Annotated in this window: 11 protein-coding genes and 1 pseudogene; 1 reads left to right on the top strand and 11 read right to left on the bottom strand. The window is 63.8% G+C overall.

Going from position 1 to position 20,853, the window contains the following annotated elements:
* Positions 1-215: 215 nt before the first annotated feature.
* From ACFU5M_RS11320 to ACFU5M_RS11300, 5 genes are read right to left on the bottom strand one after another with little or no spacing between them, the layout of a single operon-like run.
* Positions 216-5,654, bottom strand: a complete 5,439-nt coding sequence (locus tag ACFU5M_RS11320; RefSeq protein ID WP_379047533.1) for a hypothetical protein — start codon at positions 5,652-5,654, stop codon at positions 216-218.
* The gene (locus ACFU5M_RS11315; protein ID WP_379047530.1) at positions 5,651-7,291 is read right to left on the bottom strand and encodes a hypothetical protein; all 1,641 of its coding nucleotides are present in this window, start codon (positions 7,289-7,291) and stop codon (positions 5,651-5,653) included. Before ACFU5M_RS11315 ends, ACFU5M_RS11320 begins: the two co-directional genes overlap by 4 nt.
* Positions 7,282-11,523 carry a protein kinase gene (locus ACFU5M_RS11310; protein WP_379047527.1) on the bottom strand — a complete coding sequence of 1,414 codons (4,242 nt, stop codon included), beginning with the start codon at positions 11,521-11,523 and terminating at the stop codon, positions 7,282-7,284. The genes ACFU5M_RS11315 and ACFU5M_RS11310 overlap by 10 nt, the downstream gene beginning before the upstream one ends.
* The gene (locus tag ACFU5M_RS11305; protein WP_379047524.1) at positions 11,523-12,926 is read right to left on the bottom strand and encodes a hypothetical protein; all 1,404 of its coding nucleotides are present in this window, start codon (positions 12,924-12,926) and stop codon (positions 11,523-11,525) included. Before ACFU5M_RS11305 ends, ACFU5M_RS11310 begins: the two co-directional genes overlap by 1 nt.
* Positions 12,923-15,064, bottom strand: a complete 2,142-nt coding sequence (locus ACFU5M_RS11300; protein ID WP_379047521.1) for a restriction endonuclease subunit M — start codon at positions 15,062-15,064, stop codon at positions 12,923-12,925. Before ACFU5M_RS11300 ends, ACFU5M_RS11305 begins: the two co-directional genes overlap by 4 nt.
* A 331-nt stretch (positions 15,065-15,395) precedes the next feature.
* On the opposite strand from ACFU5M_RS11300, the pseudogene ACFU5M_RS11295 reads away from it, so the two are divergent.
* Positions 15,396-15,954, top strand: a pseudogene (locus ACFU5M_RS11295) (transposase); the annotation flags it as partial.
* A gap of 442 nt (positions 15,955-16,396) precedes the next feature.
* On the opposite strand, the gene ACFU5M_RS11290 reads toward ACFU5M_RS11295, so the two are convergent.
* The 6 genes from ACFU5M_RS11290 to ACFU5M_RS11265 form a co-directional block, all read right to left on the bottom strand.
* A complete protein-coding gene (locus ACFU5M_RS11290) occupies positions 16,397-17,182 on the bottom strand; it encodes a hypothetical protein (RefSeq protein WP_379047518.1) in 786 nt (261 codons plus the stop codon).
* Between the two features lie 518 nt (positions 17,183-17,700).
* Complete coding sequence (locus ACFU5M_RS11285) at positions 17,701-18,135, bottom strand: YbaB/EbfC family nucleoid-associated protein (RefSeq protein WP_379047515.1); 435 nt, start codon at positions 18,133-18,135, stop codon at positions 17,701-17,703.
* Complete coding sequence (locus ACFU5M_RS11280) at positions 18,132-18,416, bottom strand: hypothetical protein (RefSeq protein WP_379047512.1); 285 nt, start codon at positions 18,414-18,416, stop codon at positions 18,132-18,134. The genes ACFU5M_RS11285 and ACFU5M_RS11280 overlap by 4 nt, the downstream gene beginning before the upstream one ends.
* A complete protein-coding gene (locus tag ACFU5M_RS11275; protein WP_379047509.1) occupies positions 18,413-19,684 on the bottom strand; it encodes a hypothetical protein in 1,272 nt (423 codons plus the stop codon). Before ACFU5M_RS11275 ends, ACFU5M_RS11280 begins: the two co-directional genes overlap by 4 nt.
* A 137-nt stretch (positions 19,685-19,821) precedes the next feature.
* Complete coding sequence (locus ACFU5M_RS11270; RefSeq protein ID WP_379047506.1) at positions 19,822-20,121, bottom strand: WXG100 family type VII secretion target; 300 nt, start codon at positions 20,119-20,121, stop codon at positions 19,822-19,824.
* Between the two features lie 2 nt (positions 20,122-20,123).
* Positions 20,124-20,438: a WXG100 family type VII secretion target gene (locus ACFU5M_RS11265; protein WP_379047503.1), complete on the bottom strand. Its 315-nt coding sequence runs from the start codon at positions 20,436-20,438 to the stop codon at positions 20,124-20,126.
* Positions 20,439-20,853: the final 415 nt, after the last annotated feature.

The raw sequence follows: 20,853 nt of genomic DNA, 5'->3' as shown, positions 1-20,853 counted from the left end.
TCCTCGGGATAACGCCTTGGCACGAACAAGTCTCCTTCGACGACTTCGTGACCAAGAGTCAAGCAAACCAACTCCGGAAAACCGGGGGAACATCAATCCAGCAATCCCCTGTCCACAGGGAGACGCGCTCAGCGGCGCGGACCCCGGGCGGTAAACAGGGTCACGTCACTGACCTTGGCTAGCGAATACGCCTTGAACCGGGGGTTGACGAAGGATCACCCATGTGCGGTCCTCGTGGCGCCACCATGCCGAGTGACCCGCGGGCGAAGGGTGACACGGACCGCTCCGTGGGTCAGCGAGCGCTCGGTCGCCTTCCCCGCCCACAGATATGCTTCGCCAGGCTGAAGGCGCGCAAGCTGTTCGGATCGAAGGGTACTGAGAGCAGCGTTGGCCTTTTGGATGTGCTTCAGCCAGGCGGGCGAGGTCATCTTGTGCATGAGGACGACATCGGAGAGCTCGATGAGCGACGTAGGCACCGACAGCGGGTCCTGGCTGGCCACAAGGATGCTCATCCCTTTGTGGCGCATCTCGCGGACGGATTCGACGAGCACATCGACTAGTTCTGGGCTGCCGATGTACTTGTGGGCCTCGTCGAAGACGACCAGCTTGTTGAAGTGCCCGCCGTCATCGGTGGCCTGGGCGAAAAGTTGCATGAGCACTACGAAGAGGCCCAGGCTTTCGTCTTTCTCGATGAGCTCGTCGCGCAGGTCGACGATGATGAGTCGTCCAGGGCGTACATAATCGGAGATGCGCACGGTGTCGTCGATATAGGGCCCGGCAAGCTCGAGCCGCTGCCGGACAAGGTCCTTCATGTTGTCGGCCATGGCCGAGGCGGTGACCGCGTTTCGAATCGTGTCGAGGCTCAGATCGGAGCGGTGTGCCCGGAATATCTGGGTAAGCTGACGGAGATACAGCGACTGGTTGCCGACCGCTCCGAGCAGGAACTTCCAGTGGTTGATCTGAAGTTCACCCGATCCGAAGAGCAGCGGCTGGACGTCGATGCCCGGAAACTCGCGGCGACGTATCTCGAGTTGGTCTGTGGGAGTAAGCAGCAGGACGTCTTCCAGCGCAGCTGGTTCGGCGCCGTAGCGCTCCCGTAGCTGGGTGATCTGGCTCTCGTGGTCGTTGGCGACGATCATCGAGGTGAATTCGGGAGCATAGTCCCGATCGCTGCTGTAGTGGAAGACGATTGTCGCGAGTGGGTGTGGCAGGTGGTTGATTCCCGGAGCGTGAAGTGTGGCGCCTTCGATGATGGAGCCGAGGGTGTAGCTCTTCCCGCCTCCCTGGACGCCGAACAGACTGAGAGTGTGCGTCTCGTTGAGGTCGAGTGCGGTCTTGCGGCCCCCGGGCACATCACCCAACAACGCCCATTGCGGCGTGTCGTCTGCGACACCGACAAGGATGTCAGGTGCGGGCGGTACACGATCGACCGGAGCGGACGCGCCAGCGTTGTCAGCGTCTGACGGGTCCACCGGGCCGTCCTCGGCGGCCACGGGCTGAGGTTCCGGCGACGGCTCGGACCGGTACTGCGGCTCGGCCTCCTTGGCCTGGAATACAGCTGGCTCCGCGGCGGAATAGCCGGTTGGCACGGACGATTCCGCGGCGGGCGGGTCGATCGGCGAGAAAGTCGGCGGCTCGGGTTCGTCTTCGACGAGGGGTTCGAGGGTCGGTGCTCGGAAGGCCGCGTCGGTACGGCGAGTGCGAGTGAGCGCCGGGATCGTGATCGAGTGGGGTTCAGCGGCATCGCCTGGCCGTTTCGGTTCGGTCGGCACGGATCCGAGTAGTTCATCGATCTCTTCGCGCCCGATGTGATGGAATTCGACCCCGCCGATCTCCTCCGGATCGCTGCTCCTACCGGACAAGTCGAAGACGAGCCCCGCACGCTCGAACTTCAGGGTGAACCCGTCGTCCAGTGTTTCCAGCAGTCGCCGGGCATGGCTCCCGACCGAGCGGTCGACCATCCGATAGCGCTCGGCCCGCTCCAGGTAGAAGCGGAGGAGGGCAACCAGTTCCAGGTTCTTCACCGTTCTGTCCACGCGATCGGGGTCGGTGAGGCTGGGATCGAACTGTTCCTTGAGCACTTTCTCTGAGGTGGCGATCTGTTCGCTGATCTGCTCCTGCAACCGCTCGTACGCGGCTGGGTCGGGAATGGTCGAGTAGGCCTTGACCTCGATCAGTCGGCAGGTGATCGTCCGGCTGTGCGCGTCGAAACTGAACAAGGCGAGGTCCGTACGTCGCAACGACCGTGCCGCGGACGCCGCGCGGCGGGTCTCGGCATACAGCTCATGATGTGCGTCGAGGGGCACGACGATCTGGTCGCCGAGCACGCGCTGCCCTTCCAGATAGATGCGTGCCAGCGCGAGCCCGAGCACTTCGGAGCGCTGGTTGCGGGCTGCGGACGCCAGTTTGAACGCCAGGCTTCCGGACAGCAACCGGAGCTGTTCGAAGAATGTCTGCAGGTGCCGGTCATCGACCTCGATGCCATGGTCGGCAACTACCGGGGCGAGCAGGCTTCGCAGTTCGTCGACCTTGCGTGAACTCACCAGTACCTGGCGACCGAGTCCTGTTCTGCCGGCGACGTAATCGATGACGTAGTCGCTCGCTCCGCGGTCGTCGGCACGGTCGAAATACTCCAGACCGAGCGTCCGATCGATGACGATGACCCAGTCGCTGGTGTCGTGCGCCTGGTGCAGCAGCGAGCGCTGCACGGCATCGAGGGTTAGGGTCGTCGTGGGCACACGGTCGAATGCTTTGGTCGCGACGGCTGCGGCGGAGAGCGCCAAGTCACGGGGAAGCTCGACCAAGAGTTCTCCGGTATCCCCGGTCCCGCGAACGGTCGGCGCGAACAGCGGCGTCTTGCGCCAGGTAACCCCGGCTCCCTCGTCATCAATGTGGAATAGAGTGGTCGCCTGTTGGACAAGCCCGTGTGACGGCGCCTGCTTGACCTGGTGCAGCCGAGTGGTGTCGTGCTCTTCCCCGGCGAAGGCGTCGATGAGGATGGTCAGGTGTGCCTCGAACTCTTCCGGGTTGTCCGCGAACTCTCTCAGCGAACGCACCGAGTAGGCAAGCTTCGGCACGCCGCGTGCCTGCCGTGCCCCGAACGCTTCGGCCTCGGCACTATTGAACCGGCTGTCCGAACGGGTCAGCTCGGCCAGCTCGTCGCCAATTCCCGGCATCTCGGTCTGATCGGTGCACAGGCGCAAGTCGTAGTTGAGGTGCTTGGTTTCGGGCCGCCGTTGGAGCTCGAGCAGGATTTCGACGATCAGGGCGGCATCGCCCGGGTTGACGATGTTGATGACGAGCGTCCGGACATAGGGGTGCTGGCGCACGTAACGTTCGACCCGGTCAGCCAGGACCGAGCCGGTCGAGTCGGCGCTGGTCTCCCGCGCGGCGGGCGGTACGCCGAGCGCGTCGGCGATCTTGCCGACGAGCCCGTGGGAGTCCTCGACGCCGCTGGGAGCGTATGCCGCCCAGAACGGCGTCAGATTGTCGGTCGTGGCCAGCAGCCGACCATCTTGACGCGGCACCGCGAACGGGAAGCCAAGTGAGTCCAGGCGCTCGAAGAAAGACGTCCGAGCATTCACCGCAGGCTCTTTCGACCGACCGTTCAGATCGGTGCGCCACTGTGCACCGAGCGCAGCCCACTCCGAAAGCCACAGCAGCCGCAGAGGATGGGTCGGCCCCACCAAGAGCAACCGGTGCAATGCTCCCAGGCCGTCGATGTAGGTGATCGCCACCGCATCGAGTTGCTGCAGTCCCGCCAGCGCGCGCAGTGCCGTGGCCTTCTGTGCGGAGTCGGCGTGTTGCACATACATCGACTGCGCGTTCAGCGTCTTCTGGAAAGCGGCGGCGTACTCGGTGATCTGGGTACGCATCGCGGTCAGGTCGGCTGTCTCGACGACCTCGCCCGGGTGGTCGTCGTCGACGACGCCGAGCACATCGGCGAACAGCCGGCTGCGGGTCGAGAGCATCGCTCCGAATGCGCGCTCGGCCTCCGGCCCGAGTCCAGACACCCATTCGGTCTCGTCGCGCCGCGGCTCGGGCAGGGCGCCGCCCTGGTTGATGGGTAACTGCCACAGCCCGGTTTCAGCCGGTGCCAGCAGAGTCTTGCGTTCGATGTCGGTCAAACGCTCCGAAAGCCGGACTTCGATATTGCCGGCGCCTTCGATGCGCACACTGGCGGCAACATGGAGGCCGCCCTTGGCCGGTGTGGACCAGGCGGTCTCTCCTGGCTTCAGGTCACGCGCCGACTTGCCATCGACGCACCGGTCGAACGCGGCGTGTTCCACAGCGTGCAGCACGCTTTCGTATCGAGTCGCCTTGTTTTCCGGTGGCTCTTCGTCGTCGTCGGCACGGACCACGAAGAACGCCTCGCTCCGGCCGGTTCCCGACTTCACTACGACCGGACGGTCGGCATCGGCGACTGGAGTGACCGACAGGACGTGCCAGCCTTCGTCGAGGTCGGCTTTGTGCAAGTTCCGTACGGTCGCCTTGTAGTCACTCTTCGGCTTCACTCCGGCCGCGACCGACACCGCGCGCCCGGTGGGGCCGCCGTCTTCGGCCACGATCTCGGCTCTGAGTTTGAGCAGTCCGTCGGTCGGGGTCAGTGGAGTGTCGACTTTGAACTTGGCGGCCAGGGTCTTCGTGCCGTTGGCGCCAGCGATCAGATAGGGCTGGCCAGCCAGGGACTTGAGGACGGGATACCGCTCCAGGTGTTCGGCGTGGTCGCCGACCCTGGGCAGGTCGAGGGTGTGTACGTCGATGCCGATGGAGACCTCGCGACTGCGGGGCGCCGGCCACTTGTCGAAGGTGAGCTCCCGGTTCTCACGATCGGTGATGACCCGTCGGGTCCACGCGTTGCGATCTTCCAGCCCGATCCGCCCGGCGAATCCGGCAAGCTTCGCAATGAAGGTGGAGTCGGACAGCCCGAGGCCGAGCACACGTTGGCGCTCGTCGAGTTCGATGCGACTGAGCTCGTCGACGTGTGTTCGGTTGTGGGCGATACGACTTGCCACATCGGCGCCCGAGGTGAACAAGCTGAGGTCGGGCACCAGCCCGAATTGGTAGACGGCCGCACCGGCGGCATCGGGCTCGTAGTCATTGGCCGCGATGGTCAGCAAGTAGTGTGCCCAGGCACGGTCATTGCCGCGGCCGTCGTTCTTCTGTGAGAGGGTCTCTTGCAGCCAGTCGATGCCGTCGCGCAGGGCGGCAGGCACCTTTGCCAGCAGCTCCTCGCGCAGCATCCGATAGGCATCACCGAGGGCAACCTCTTCGAATGTGGCTACCCCGAAGGAGTCCTCGGCGCTGGCTCGCAAGCCTGGCGGCACGAAGACCAGCAGGGGGCCGGTTGCCTCCTCGATCGGGCGGTTCCGCAGCTCAACCAGCTTGGTGCTGCTCACCAACGATCCGGTGGTGTCCTCACGGACCTGCTCGTCGGCGGACAGCAGGCACACCGCGGTACCCGGCAGGGTGGCCGTCCGGAGCCGTTGGACCAGGCGAAACGCAAGGTCGGTTTCGAGTTCGGTGACCCGCATACAGTGACCGGCTTGCCGAGCCGTGAGCAGACTCAGCAGGCGCGGCACCAGAACGTCCTCCAACGCACTGCGCACATCAGCAGACGTGGGCTCGACGAGCCCGACCGTCGTCACGGTCATCGTGGGCTCCTCTCCGCCCCAAGGCCATCGGCACGGATGGTGAAGCGCGGCGTGACGGTCTGGGTCAGGTAGGCATCAGACAAGTCGCGGTAGTAGCCGATCTCCCGGAGCCGGTCGACGAATGCCACAGAGTTCTCCCGCAACGCCGCCTGGTCTCCAACGTCGGCGCCGGTGAACCCGTCCGCGCCCGGCAGTTGATCGATGTGCAGTCCGTACCGGTCCTGGAGCAGGTCCAGCACCTGATCGACGCGCATCGGCCGGGTGCGCATCCGCCCGGTGTCATCCTGGTGCACGAGCGATACCTGCACGAGCACTTCCAGCAGCCGCGAGTCGAGCACGAACCGGCGCACACCGGCCTTCCCCCGTGGCTGGGTGATCAGCTGGCCGGGCCGGTTCTTCATCAGCAGCGAGTCAAAACAGGCGACCAGGTACTTCCGCTGGAATGGGCCGCGGTAGTACATGATCAGCTCGAGGTAGGTCTCGAAGCGGCTCAGACCGAGATCCACGATCGCCTGCAGCTCCGGCGCCAGCGGTTCTTCCTCGTCATCGAGGATGCGGCGCACCCGCATGTCGAAAAACGCCTCGCGGTCTTTTTTGTTCTTGTCCGCCAACAGTGCGATCAGCTCGGCCGCCGGCAACTCGCTGCGTCCGTCCGCTTTGGGCAGCTTCCCGTATTTGGCCAGGTCTGCCGCGAAGTCGCTCAACTTCTGGACAGCGAAGGCGCCCCGGATGAACTGCGGCATCCGGCCGTACCAGATCGCGGCGCTCCTGGCGGCGTAGGACGCGGGGGCGCCGTTGTCGACCCCGACGACGTCGATGAAGAGGTTGACCGCATACGGGCAGCGCTCTCCAGGGCGGTGCCCGCGAGTGCAGGACGGGTCCACGGCTCCAGTGCGCACGGCAGCCGGGACCAATTTGATCATTCGCAGGTGATAGAGCGCGAGATGGAAGGAGAGCAAGATCTTGAGATGCTCGACGAGCACGGTACGCGGCATGAAGTCGCGGTGCAGCAACAACCGCAGCACATCATCGGCCATCAACTCGGCGGGCTGCTTGCACAACGGCGCCAACGGCTTGCGACTGGAACCGTCGGGCCGGTCCTGAGCCTTCTTCTCGGTCATCGAGACCATGCTCAACAGCGCCTGCGACTCCACATCGATATCGGGCCCCGGGATCACTTTTCCGTCGGGCCCGATATCGGAGAAGAAGAAGTCCTTCAGCCTGCGGACCGCCAACGGCTTGATCGCCAGCATCTCGTAGAGCTGCTCGTCGGCACCGTAGGGGCGGGAGTGGCGGCTATTGCGCAACCGGTAAGCAAAACCGTGCAGCGGCCGAGGTCCGGCGACCGCCTCGGTAACCCGGCCCCGACTCACCAAGTCGAGCAGGTGTGTGCCGACCCACCGACGGCTGATGTCCTCGTTGTCGGCGAACCCTTCGAACGGCGCGGCCGGATCCAGCAGCAACGAGAGATAATCCTCGACCGTGAGTTCGACCGCCCGGCTCATCCGGCTCGGCACCCCGTCGTGCCACAACCGGGCAAGGAAAGCGGTGAGGACCCGGTCCATGGTGAGGGTCTTGTAGTCGATCCGGCTGATCGAGTCACACCGGAAGGCTCGGTCCTTACTGTCTAGCGCCATTCCGACTCCTCGGTCTCCGGTATATCCGCGGCCTGCGAGACCAGGTGCAGCACTCCGTCTTCCGTTCGGCGCACGGTGTGCATCAGCGCACCGTCGACGGTGAGCAGCACCTCTTGGTAAGGCACGGCCGCGAGTTGGTTCTTGAAAACGGTCAGGGCCAGCGCATAACCCTGATCATCGTCGACGCTGGCCTGATAGCCGCGCCGGAACCGCTCGAGCAGTTCGAACAGGTCCAGCCCTATGCGCAGTTCCGCTGGTGCGGCCTCGACGGAGCCCTGATCGGTGTAGGTCAGTCGCAGCGCGCTAGGTCTGGTCTCCAGATACCGGTGTACATCGGCGCCGACCCGGCCCACGGTGAAGCCGTCCTTGGGGAAGCGGCGAAGGCTGCGGACCGTGCCGCCGACGACGTCACGAACCCGGATCACCAGCCCGCCGTCGGCAATATCGGGCGAGATCACTCCCTCACTGCGATTCAGTGCTCGCAAGACGTCTTCGACCTGGGGCTGAATCCGGTCGAGATGGTCCAGAAAGCTCCGGGCCGAGGCGTACGGCAACATTTTCATCGCCGCGACGGGATCGCGCATCTCGAAGTACATCAAGCGCCGGGACGCGGCTACATAGCCGGTTGTCGCTGGCGTGCTGGTCGGGTTCTCGCTGATCCCGGTGTAGACCGCATCGAGTAGGTCCCGGTCAGGGTTGTACCGGTCCCCCGGGGTGATCAGCTGGTGTTCCAGCAACCCTTCGGCCGCCAATCGCCGGTCCAGCACCGGCTGTGGCACCGCAGCGACATCGACCTCACGCAACTGCAGGAGCAGCCGGTCTCGCTCTACCTCCGGTGCACCACCACGATAGGCATTGAAGTAGTGCGCTTCCAGGATCGCGGCACGGTCCGACGCATTATAGAGCTCATGGATTTCGCCGCAGTCACGTCCCGAGGTGATCGTGTAGGCGAGCGCGGAACGCAGATCCCGGAGGGTGATGTGCAGCCGCCCGCGCAATTGAGCGATCTCGTAGATACGGCGCAGTCGGTCACGAACCTGCGCGCCAAGCACAGGGTTTGCGATCGTCGCCGCATTGCGCCGGGCATAGCAGGAGTCGATAATGGCGCAGCCACTACAGGCTTCCCAGAAGTCGGGGGTGCTGATCTGGGTCAGCATCCGCTCCAGGATCGAGTCGCTGTCATCGTCCCCGTCGACGACATCCGCGGGCCGCACGGTGACATCCCGGAGGTTGAGGTTGATCACGGCGACCGCACTGGGGTTCTGCTCGCCACGAAGCCCTTCTTCGACCGCTGCGGCGAGCGCCGCGAACCGCTGGCTGTGATGGGACAGGAAGTCGATCAAGCGACCCTCGTTGACTGCGATCAACCGCGTCTCGGCATCCGGCGTGCCGATTTCGTCGTCGCCTTCGAAAGGCGCGAAGAACTCGGTGAGAACCTCGTCGCTGGCGACGTCGTCTTCGTCCTGACTGCCGTCGTAGTTGGTGCGGAAACGACGACCACCCAGTTCGAACTCGGCGCCGTTGGGCCGCTCCGCGGTGAAGGTCGCGCCCGCGGCTCGGGCATCGGCCGTGAGCCGCTCCAGAAACGCGGTTTTACCGTCTCCGGCGTTGCCCGTGACGATCACCAACGCATGCGCTCCATTCAACACGGCCGGGGCGAGAGCTGTGTCGAGAGCGGTCGGTACATAGATGCGGTAGTCATGCGCGTCCATTCCGCGGGTACCGCGATTGCTGCGTCGGCTCTGGCTGTAGAGAGTCTGCAGGTGGGCGACGAACGGGTTCTCCCCCGACGCCGCCGGCTCCGATCCCTTGCGCCCGGACACCGACGCCACCACGCTGCTGCGCGCCTGACTTTCGATGACAGCCGTGCCCGTCGCCAGCGCTTCATCGGCCCCTTGGAGCGATGCGAGAAACTCCTCGGCGCTGGTGAACCGTTCACCGCGCTCGGGAGCAATCGCCCTCAGTATGGTCTTGACCAGTTTCGCTGGCACTTCCTCCGGCAACGTGAACCGGGTGCGCGGGTCCTCGGCCGGCATTCCCGGGGGTGGTGTGCTCGTGGGCCATGGGTACGCACCGGTTAACGCCTCGTACAGGGTCACGCCGAGCGCATACAAATCCCGGTCGACAAACCCGGCGCCCGTCGCGGGCACCTGATCAATATCAGGCGCGGTATACCTGGGCGTATTGGAGGTATGGCCCTGCGTGGACTCGGGGGTCTTGGCAATGCCGAAGTCCAGGATTCGGACACCGTCCTCGGTCCACAGCAGGTTGCCCGGCTTGATATCGCAGTGCCACACGTCCAGCGAGTGAATATGCGCCAGCCCCGCCGCCACATCACGACCGATGCCGAGCACATCCGACACGGTCAGCGTGCCGCTGCGGATGACCTCGCCGAGGTCCTTTCCCTCGACGTATTCGAAGACTAGATAGGGGTGCGAATACGGCGGCGGCAGTTGGTCGACGTCGACCAGCTCGACCACGTTGGGGTGGCTGGAGCTGCTCAGCCGATCCATGACTTTGCCCTCACGACGGGCCTGCTCCTGCGGATTCGCGGGGTCGCTCAGGATCAGCTTCACCACCCGGTCGATATTCCGCATCGAGTCATACACCCGGTAGGCGACGCCGGAAGCCCCTGGTTTGCCCAGCCGGGTCTTCACCAGGTACTTCGTGCCCAGCAGGTAGTCGCGCTCCAGGTGCCGCCAGAATTCCGGGTCGCGCCGGGGGTCCGCGTCGGCGTCACGGACAACATTCGACGCTGGGTCCGGAGAGTTTCCGTCGTCACCACTTCCGACGCGGCGCTTCGGTCGGCGTACCTCCCCGATCGCCAACTGCAGTCGCCGCAAAGCCTCCTTGGCGTCGGGTCGATCTTCCGGGTTCGCGGCGCAGAGCAGTGCCAGCCAATGCCGCAGTTGCGGCGGAACATCGGCCTGCACCAGATCCCGCTCGGGCAGCACCCCGCGGGCCCGAACCTGGTTGGTCATCGAGTCGAACGGCCGACGCCCGGTGAAGAGTTCGAACCCGATCACACCGACGGCATAGATATCGGATTTCGCGCCCATCTTTGCCGGACTCTCGATCGCCTCGGGAGCCAGGTACGCGGTGTCGGCATGGGTGTGGGCCTCGTGCACGACCGTGTGTGCTCGCTGCTGGGCTGTCTTGGCGTAGTCGAAGCCGGTGATCATCGCTCGTCCGTCATTGGTGAGCACGATCGTGGCCGGGCTCAAGGCACGGTGCACGAGACGGCGGGTCTGGATGAGCGCCAACCCGTCGAGTACTTGCTGCAAAATGCGCAACTTGCGGTCGAATGTCAGCGGCTCGACCGCGGCCGGTCCCAGATGCACCCGGAGCGCCGAACCCGGTACGTCGTCGTAGACCGTCACGTAACCGCGGTCCTCGACGTCGGGGAAGAAGTCGCGCACACCGACGATGGCGGGATGAGCCGGCAGCTTGCCGAGGGCCTCGTAGGCGACGCCGATCTGCTTCTGCTGCCTCTCTCGCTCCTTCGACTCGGCGTACACATCCGCCTGACGCACCACCAGACGAACAGTGCCAGAACCTTGAACGGTGTTGGCGTTCTTGGCCCGGTACTCGGCAACGACGTCGACACCGGGGGCGTGCTGAGTCTCGCTGAGGGTCTCCAGTACCTGCCAGTTGCCGAAGAGCAGCGGCCCCGATGGCGCCCTGCCCACGCCTTCGATCGCTTCGACGATCTTGTTGTGGTGGCGGCTGATATCGGCGTCGACGGCGTAGGCGCCGGTCGGCACTCGGGAGGCGTCGGAGAGCAGCGCGATCAGATGCTGGAGGTTGACCGTCGCTTCGGCATCCCGCTGCGGGGAGTTGTGGTCGATCAGCCGCGCGTCCTTCACCGGAAGCACGACGACTGCACCCACAAACACCCGAGTCAGCGCGGGATACCGCTGCTCCAGCAGTGCCTTGACGCGCTTGGCATTCTCCCGCAGCTTCGGCAATGGACTGTGGAACGGCGGGCGCCCGGCCGGCATCCACCTGCCGCCATGAACATCGATACGACCGAAGGTGCCCTTGACGTCGATGACGTAGACCATGTGTCCGGTCACTACGGCAAGGTCGACTTCGAACAGATTGCCGCGGGCATCGGAAACCTCGAAGTTGTGCAGGACCGTCCAGTCGTCGGGGCCATGATCGCGCAAGTACGCGATGACTCGCCGCTCGGGATCGTTCGCAGGCTCCCCAATCCGAACGATCCGCGCCATCAGACCTCCGCCCCCTCAACCGCTTTCGTCAACAAGTCCAGCGCTTCATCTTCTAGCACATCCGCGCGGTCACGGTCGCGGAATGCGTGACGAACCGTCTCCGCGATCCGAAGTCGATCTGCGTAGCGGGCCGTTGGTACAGGAATCCCGCTTCGCAGACCTTCATGAATGTCCTGCTGCTTACCGCCAGTACTCACTGAACGGAAGAGCCGAAATGCAGGCTCCGAACGAAGGAACGCAAACAGGTAGGCGCCCGGGACCTCGGAGTCGCCGCTGTCGATCCGGAGAAAGTGCTCCGAGTAGGCATGATCAAGCCAGGTCCCCGTGACAAGAATGGCGCGACAATATACTTCGCGCTCCCCGAGGGTTCCCTGAGATGCGACAAGGATGGTCTCGTCCTTCGCGAAGACCTCTGCGGGCAGAGCGCCTCGACTGATGAGACGCCCTTCCGGACGTGACCAAAATGCCTGGCGCTGTCCGATCAGCGGAACGCCGTGCTCCTCGTCGGCGTCGATCCGCTTGAACCGGATGCCACGGCTGAGCACGCCGTTCTCACAGATCTGCCCAAGGCTGCGGTGCTCGACCGACTTCAGCTTCTGGATCAGAAGCTGAGCACGCGGTGAGAAATTCAGCGCACGTAGGGTGGACGATGAGAGGCCGCTGACGACGAACCCCAAGTCGGGCTCCTGCTCATGCCAGCGGTAGTCGATGAGCTCGGGCAATCCGACGCTGCGGAAGAAGTCCTCGGTGGCGGCGTTCAGGCTTGCTTGGAAGCCGGCGCGGAGGCGGGCGGCTTCCTCGACAAGGTCGTGAATGCGGTGCTCCAGATCGGCGTCGAAGCGGGGCACCGGGAGGTCGACAAGATGGTGCGGCTCGATGTGCTGGACGATCGCGCCGTACGCCGAAGAGACGATCATCGGGATTCCGAAGCGGCTGCGGAGGAAGGTGTTCAGGTAGCCAGCTGGGATCTTCTTCTCATTTGGTAGGACCCGCATGACATGCTCGCTGCAGGCGAACCCGTCGATGTCTGGCCGGGCGTACGCAATCCGTCCGACGGTGCCGGAACGAGTGACCAGTGTCCAGCGAGGTCGGATCAGCAGTTGTGGATTTTCCTTCGCTGCACTCTTTGCGACGTAGGGCAGGTAGGAGTAGTCCGCCTCCAGGATGTCCGTGCTGGAAAAGAACGGGACGCCGTGCTCCGAATTCTCGACCCAACGTCGGCTGAAGCGCCCTGCATGATGAATGCTGTTGGTCACAGCGTCGAGTCGTACCGTGTTGGGTAGCGCCTCAAGGCGCTTGCGGGCTTCCAGCGCACCGGAAAGGTATGGGGCCGGGTCCAGACGACATCCCTGCTCGAAGAACCAATCGACCTTGACCGGGTTATCAAGGCTGGTGACCTTCACTCTGCGGCTCCCTTGCCGGCGCGCGGATCGAAGCCCGGGATCTGATGGTGTTTGCGGAATTCCCGGTACTTCTCCGCGATCAGCGGCAGGTCGTTGTCGATGACCGGGCGGCTGCGCTTCACCACGCGAGTACGGGGGACACTGGAGATGGTGATGTACTCGGTCTCCTCGAAGGTCTCCATTATGACGTCGCCATCGGGAGCCCGCTGGTAGAGCTCGTTGCCGCGACGATCGACGCCGACCTTCTCCGCAACCGCCATGAAGACCGGATAGGAAATCACATCGCCGAGTTCCTCGGCGGTCTTCTCTTCGTCGGTCTTACGCTTGAGGAAGAGCAAGGTGGTGAGGATGTTGACGTTTGCATCGACGATGAACGTCTCTACCGGCAGCTCGATGCTGGCCAGCACCCAGCACTCTCGCAGGATGAAGCGGCGGATGCCCTCGTCGGCCGGGCCTGGATTGGAGAGGATGCCGTTCGGTAGAACGATACCGAGCCGACCGCCAGGCTTGATCCACTCGATGGCGCGCTGCACGAACAACTGCTCGGGCGCTAGAGCGCCTGGGAGGTTAGCGCTCTCACGCAGTTCGCCGGTCTCCTTGTCGCGCGACCACGACTTCGCCACACCTTCGCGGAAGTCGCCGAGCACCGACTCGTCACTGACCGGAATATCGGCACCGAACGGCGGGTTGGTCAGCAGCACATCGACCACGCCTGGAGAGTTGCCCTTTGCCAGCGGGATCCGCCTATTCGCCTCGGCGACACCGGAGAGATGGCCCCTCGGGAAGGCAAGCGAGTCCATGTGGAAGACGTTGCCGGGGGTGTCGGCCAGCGTCATGATGTTCATCGAGGTAGCCCGCACCAGGAACGGGTCGAAATCAGCACCGAAGAGGTGCCGGTCGGCGTATGCGCGCAGCCGGTCACGGTAGCGCTCGCTCTGCTCAGGCGAGTCGGGGAGCCCGCGGGTGCCGTCCTCGTCCTGCATCTTGTGGTGCAGGTGGGTCAAGGTGGCGTGGAGGAACCCGCCGGTACCGCAGGTGGGGTCGAGAACAGTCTCATCCTCCTGGGGGTCAAGGATGTCGATCATCAGCCTCACCGCGCCGCGCGGAGTGAAGTACTGCCCGCGATCGCCCCGCAGGTTCGTGCCGACCAGCTCCTGGTAGGCCAGTCCCTTGGCATCGATATCCGTGCGGCCCAGATCGTAAGACGCCAACTCGCTGACGATGAAGGCCAACGCCCGATCAGAGAGGGTGATCTGGTCGCGGTCGCTGAACAACCTGGAAGCGGCGTACTGCTGCTTGACGTCTTCGAAGAGGTCGAGGATCCGAGCTCGGATCGCAGCCCGGCCCTGCTCCTCATACGGCTCTGTCATCGTTGTGTAGAAGCGTCGGGGACTTCCGTCGCGCGCAGCGCGTTCGTCATACATCTTCGCGAAGAGCAGGTAGAGGAACTGCCAGAACGCAGCGTCCTTCGGCATGCCCTCGTTGCCGTGGATGTAGTTGTGGCAACGCCGGAATGTGACCTTGAGCATCTCCGGCTCGGCGCGGCGCAGCTGCTGGGCGGAGGCGACCTGGCCGGAGCCGACGGTTCCGTCGGCCAGCGGCCAGTCGGCACGCTGGTGGTAGGTGGCGCCGAAACGACCCGACTCCTTCTCGATGAAGAAAAAGTCGAGATTGTCGGTCCACATGCCGTGACGTCGCTCGGGGAAGTCCTCGGCGCCCAGCAGCGCCTCGAGCTCCGCTTGCTCGGACTTCATCTGGTCCAGGTCACGCAGCTTGACGACGTTCTTGCCGCGCTTGGGCTCCTGTTTGCACACGACCACACGACGCAGATTGGCCTCGGTGTGTTCGGCGCCGGGAGCGAAGACGGCAATATCGACCTTCTTGTTCCTGGTTTTCCCGTCTAGGCCGATCTTGACCGGAAAATCGCGCTCCATATCCTCCGGGGCCACCTGATACTCGTGGAAGAGCACCCGCAGGATCCGCTGCCGCACCCTCTCCTTGCCGTTGTCCTTCACCGGCTTGTTGGTGAGGAAGTCGATGAGGTAGCCCTCGTCGAGATGCTGCACCAATGGGCTGGTGTCGGTCTCGGTCAGCACCTTCGGGGCACCGGGGGCAGCAAGGGTCGTGGTGTCGGTCAAGTCCACCTTCTCATCAAGCAGGGACAGGTAGCCGCGCGTACGCGTATGTCGCACAGATGCGCATACCGGCCGTGCATGTTAACTTATCGTCCGGATCCGACAAGTTCGCACCTACGGCTCCGACGTTCCGTCGGCCCATCATATGCGTGATTCGCATCGCGTCTGCAAGGTCGATAGCTCTGCGGCAGAGGCTTTCGCTCAGCCTAGCTCTGCGCCCGACATGCGTTCATTATTCGCAGGATTCGGCGACGGCGAGGACCCGGGCGGCCGAAGAGGACTGTTCACGATATCCGAGGCCGAGCGGCGGGAGTTGCTACGTGTCAGGATCGGTGGGCTCGTCGGTGTCGGCCTCGTGTGTGTGGGCGCCGGCTTGGTGGCCGCGATCGGCGCGGCCCTGCCCGGCGCCTCGTGGCAACGCTGTCGAACGCATTACACCGTCAATTTTGATGTCGGTATGTCCGAAATCGTCGTGGCTGTGGGTGCGCACCCTCGGTCTTCGACCAAGCCGACGCTGATGTGTTGCCGCCCAATGTGATCGAATTTTCGACGCACTCACCGAGAAACTGCAGAAGGTGGCCGGGCATCTGGACGCGGCACGCGCGGATCTGCTGGCGTTCACCGCCTTCCCCACACAGCTCTGGCGCCAGAACTGGAGCAATAGCCCACAGGAACGGCTGAACAAGGAAATCAGGCGCCGCGCCGACGTGGTCGGCATATTCCCCGACCGCAACGCCATCATCCGGCTCGTCGGCGCCGTACTGGCCGAGCAGCACAACGAATGGATCGAAGGCCGCCGCTACCTCGGCCTGGACGTGCTCGCCCGCACCATCAGCACCGACACCGACCCGACCGAACAGGAGGAAACCACCTCCACAACACTCACCGCCTGACCGAAAACGGATCAGCGGTGACCGCCCCCGTTGCACCACGCCCCCAGACTTGACCGGCATCGACTCGACATATCGCGAGTGAGGAGCACCCTTCTGGGACTGGCCGTCGCCCATAGAGGCGGAACCTCCCCTGACAAAGACGGTACCGTCTTCGCGGGTACGGGCCCGCGGTGCGGGCATACTTAAACCTCTCGTATTGTTGCGCTGACATCCCCTCAGATGTCAATGTGGACCGCGGTGTGGACCAAGAGCCCATCGCATGCGAAAGCCCAGGGCTTGACCTGGCCTTTCTATCGTGGAGCTGGGGAATCGAACCCAAGGGGAGCTCGCCACCAATTCATGCTCTACTGGGTGGGGCACCACTTTGACAGCGGGGGACAGGGTCGATGTGGAGGTCGGGCGAATGACCGCTGCTAAATCGCTCACGCTTACGTGCTCAAATTCAGGATCGGCTGCGACACCCCGCCGACTGGACGATCAGCATCGGCGCCGACGGCGCCGATGCCCGGCCTGGCGCCACGCTCGCCCCGTTAGATCGCGCAGGTGAAGGCGGTTGTTCAAGCGATGGGGGTATCGAGTTGAGCGGGTGATACATGTACAGGCACAAAGGCAGGACGGCCTTTGCAGCTGAGATGAGATGACTCTCTGCCTCATGGACTCTCATCAGGCAAACAACCTGTTCCTTTATCGCCAGCCTTACTATTTCCTCGTAGTTCTCATCTCGGTGTCGCTTGCGGAAGTCGTAGGCAGCAAGTAGTGAATTTACCAATACTGCCCAAAGATTTTCCCATGATCGGTACAGGGTGTCATCTGCGATAATCTTCAATGCATTGGCTTCAGCCCGCGACTGCTCAACTATGTGATGCAACTCAGATGGCAAGCTCAGAAGAGCATCGTTATTCCATTCGGATTTTCGCCATAGCCTTTGACAAGTAGTGTTCGCTATGTCAAGGGCGTTTGCAACTATGGCGACAATTTGCTCCCTTCGCCACTTATCATGTTCACGACGCTCCGAGGCAGCGTTGGTTGCTTCAATATTTCTGGCCGCAGCGGAGATGGTTGCGTCGACGTTTCGCTGGGCAGCGTCCAGTGCGATCTGGTTCCGCTCGTCCGCTGCTGAGATTGCCCGGCGATTCGTTCGATTGTTGATCAATACGCCCACAAAGGCCGCGCCAGCGACGACAAGCGAGCTGATGAGTGGGATCCAATGAACCACAACAGTAATCATCGCATCGCACCGTAGTGATGTCCTCCGATCCATCCACGTTTGTAAGAATCGATACACTGTGTCCGTGGATAAGTGAACTGATGGTGGCGAAGAACTCTCGACGGGATCCGACGCGACCCGGCCACCGGATCGTTATCGCGGACGATGTTTCGGCACCGGTTTCTCTCTGTCTGTCGGAGTGTCGTTTCAGCTCGCAGAATGTAGGCCAGGCGGCGTAGGCATGTGCCACCGGAGTCCGTGCTGGGCGTCTGCGATTCCAGGAGGACGAACCGCCGCGCCCCTGACGGACTCCCGTACCGGGGTGCGGAGTGAGCCGTCCCAGATCAGGTGGTCGCGTCATCGGGGACCGCTCATGAGCGAGCAAGGGATCAAGGAAGTCAAGCGTACTGTTCAGATGCAACGTCTTTCGCGCCGCGCGCACGCTGGATTCGCGAATATGACCGCCGTGGGCCTGCACCGCCTTCAGCGCATCGACGCGGACCCGTCACAGCCGCAGCCTTGGCGACGGTTCAATACCATCACGTGCTCCAGCCGTGTCGGTTCATGCGTTCGAAGTACGCGTCGTCGGCGGCTTGGATCTCCTTTTCAGTCAGAGGCGGTCGGTGTGGCTTTGTCGGTTCGGGCGCGGCCATGTTCCGCAGTTGCTGTAGCTCGGCAGTGATCCGCGGATCGACTGTTCGGGCGGCTTTGCTTGCTCTGGTCGCTGCGTCCGCCTGTGCCTGGCGGTGGCATTCCAGGAGTGCGTTGGTCAGCTGTGTGCTGGACCATTTCATGGCGCCTGGGGCGATGTGCAGGGTGGTGATGTCGCCGTGGGCGTTGACTTCGATGGTGATGCCGCGGGTTTCGCCGCGGCCGCGCACGGCTTGGATGGCTTGGGCTGCTCGTTGGCTGTTGCGGCGGATCTCGGCGAGTTCGTGCTGGAGTTGCTGTTCCCACTGCGGTAGGTCGGTCATCGGTTCTCCGTGCCGGGTGCGGTCGGGATGGTTGGGTTGATGAGGCGTTGGCCGATTCGTACGTGGTCGGTGTCGCGGCGGTCGATGACGAGGGTGAATTCTTCGGGTTCACGGCTGCCGTGGAACTCGAGGCCGAGTATGCGCACCGTTTCGCCGCTGGCTGAGTCATGGAGGATGTCTCCGGGGCCGATGGTGCCGGAGGTGAGTCGGCCGGTGACAAGCAGGCCGCCACGGTGGGGGAGGTCCCAGAGGTGGGTGACTGTGAAGTCGACTGGAGTCATCGTTGTGCTCCTCTGAATCGGGCGAGGGGGCCGGCTTCGCTGGCGTAGGCTTCGGCTTCGACGTCGCGGAGTGTCTGGGAGTTGATGGTCAGTCCTTCGCGGATTTGTCGGGTGTGGGTGACTTCGTGCGCGATGGTGGCGACCATGGTTTCCTCGTCCATGAATGAGGCTGGCCCGAAGATGATCTGGCGGCCGCCGAGCTCGTGGGGGGTCTGGGCGCATGCGTCCCAGTAGTCGAAGTAGCGGGCGGTTTCGGCGTCCTTAGCGACGACGATCTCTACTCCGGTCAGGTCGATCCCTGCTCGCTCGGCGAGGGATCTGATGGCGTCCTCGGTCATCGGGACGAGGTTGTCGCCCTTTTCCAGGACTTCGATGTTGTTGCGTGCTGCGCGGCGGGAGAAGAGCTGGGGTGCGGTGTCACCACTTCGCCAGATCTTGGCCACGGCCTGGTCGAGCCAGCGCCCGAGTCGGGAGAACATAGCTTTGAGCGCGGTGCCGATGACACCTGTCACCCGGCGAGCGATGGCAGTGGCTTTGGTCACCAGTTCGGTGATGATCCTGCCGATCCGCGCGGTGTACATGCTGATTCGTGCGACGACACCGACGTTGCCCAGCTCGGACAGTCCGGCGGTGAAGAACGCGCCGACCTGGATGGCCGCTTCGACCGCCGCGGTTTCGATGAGCATCTTGCGGAGCTCATCGAGGATCTGATGGTGGGCATCATCGAGGTGTTGGGCGTACTCACCGCAGGCGTCGCCGATCGACCGGAACGAGGCTGCCAGCTGGCCGAGATCGATACCCATCTCGTTGCAGGTCCGGACAGCGTTGGGGATTTCCGGTGATTGCTGGTTCTCCAGCATGCCGACTGCGCCGGGGATCGCAGCGGAGGAGTCGCCGAGCGCGGCGGCAGCGTCGTGCCACACGGTTTTGGCGGCTCTGAGCTGGTCTTGGTGACCGTCGGGCCACACCAGCCCGGACACTGCATTGACCAGCGACCACCCGAAAGGCTCGGGCCCGGCCGCGCCGGAGGCCGATGGGACGAACAGCGCCAGACACGGCTCGAAACCCAAGGTCGGTATCGGCGGCGCAGCGACGGAAGAAGGGTTGGCCGCGGCCTCGCCGGAAGCGTGGTTGTAGGCGCCCGCGGTGAGGAGATCACCGGTGCGTCCACACGCCGAGACCAGTTTGGCCGAGGTTTGCAACGCCAGTCCCGCGGCCTCGTCATAGGCTTTGGCCCATTCGCGGCCCGCGTTGTCGGTGCCGGCCATCCCGCCGTAGCCGGTGAGTGTCCGAACCAGCGCGGCGTGGACTTCGGTGCTGCCGTCTCGGATCGACGCGAAAGCGTCTCCGGCCGAGTGGTATTCCTGGTGTCTGCACACGATGATCGGGAATGTGGGTGGGGCCATCAGGGCCACATCCCCAGGTTTGTTTCAGCGACTCCGGTGTAGCTGGTGTGGGCGCGGCGCGCTACCTCACGCAGTTCATCGAGGTTTTCGCGCATCTCCGCCGCACCGGCCATCCATCGGTCGTGGGCGGTTCGCTGAGCTCGGGCCGCCGGGCTCGACCAGGACAGGTGCAGGTCGGCGATGTGCTGGTCGACTTCGCGCAACCAGCCCTCGACCTCTTTGCCGAACTTATCCATCGTTGTGATCGCGTCGTCGAGCTGCTGGAGGTTGACCCGGTAGCTGTAGTCGTCGTCGGTCATGGCTACACCTGGTTTCCCAGTTGGGTGATCGCGTTACGGTTGGTGGTGTCGCGCAGCTCGTATCCGTTGGCTGCGTCCGCGAGATTTGTTGCCGAGGTTTCGAGTGCGGCGACGATGTCGTCGGCGCCTTGCTTCCATTCGATCCATGACTCGTCGTAGGCCGATGCCGCGCTACCGCGCCAGCCGTCGGCGAGGAGTTCTTTGCCTATCGTGTTGTCCAGCTGGGCAACACGATCACGGATGAGCTGGGCTTTATCGGCGACGAACCGAGAGGCATCGCGCAGCCGATCGACTTCGACCTGGAACTGATCGGACATGCTGTCTCCCTCGTAGCGCACTCCACAGATCGCCTACGAACTATAGGACGCACCGGGCGCGCAACAGGTTCCGTTGCCGCCCATCCGTCGTACGGCGGACCGCAGTGATGTAGTCGGCAGACGCGCCTCACGCGATCGGCGGTTGGTGAGAGGACAACCAACCCAGAATGGATCGGCCGGTCGTATGACCACAGCCCTCGCTGGGGTTCCGTTTTTTCTTGCTGCGCGGGCGACGTCCTCAGCGATCGCGCCCGCCGCCGGAGGTTGCGCAGCGGTCACCCTCGTAGGGCTTGAAGACGAGACACCGGATGCTTTGTGCATCGGCTCCAGACCACCATCTCAGCGCAGCTTCCCGTGGCTGGCCGATACGTGGCGGCCCGCCTCCGCTCTGCGGGGTCCAGCACTACTCGCGAAG

Origin of the sequence: Nocardia sp. NPDC057455 (assembly GCF_042802775.1) — a bacterium.
GTDB lineage: Bacteria > Actinomycetota > Actinomycetes > Mycobacteriales > Mycobacteriaceae > Nocardia.
This window is presented reverse-complemented; position numbering and strand designations above follow the sequence as displayed.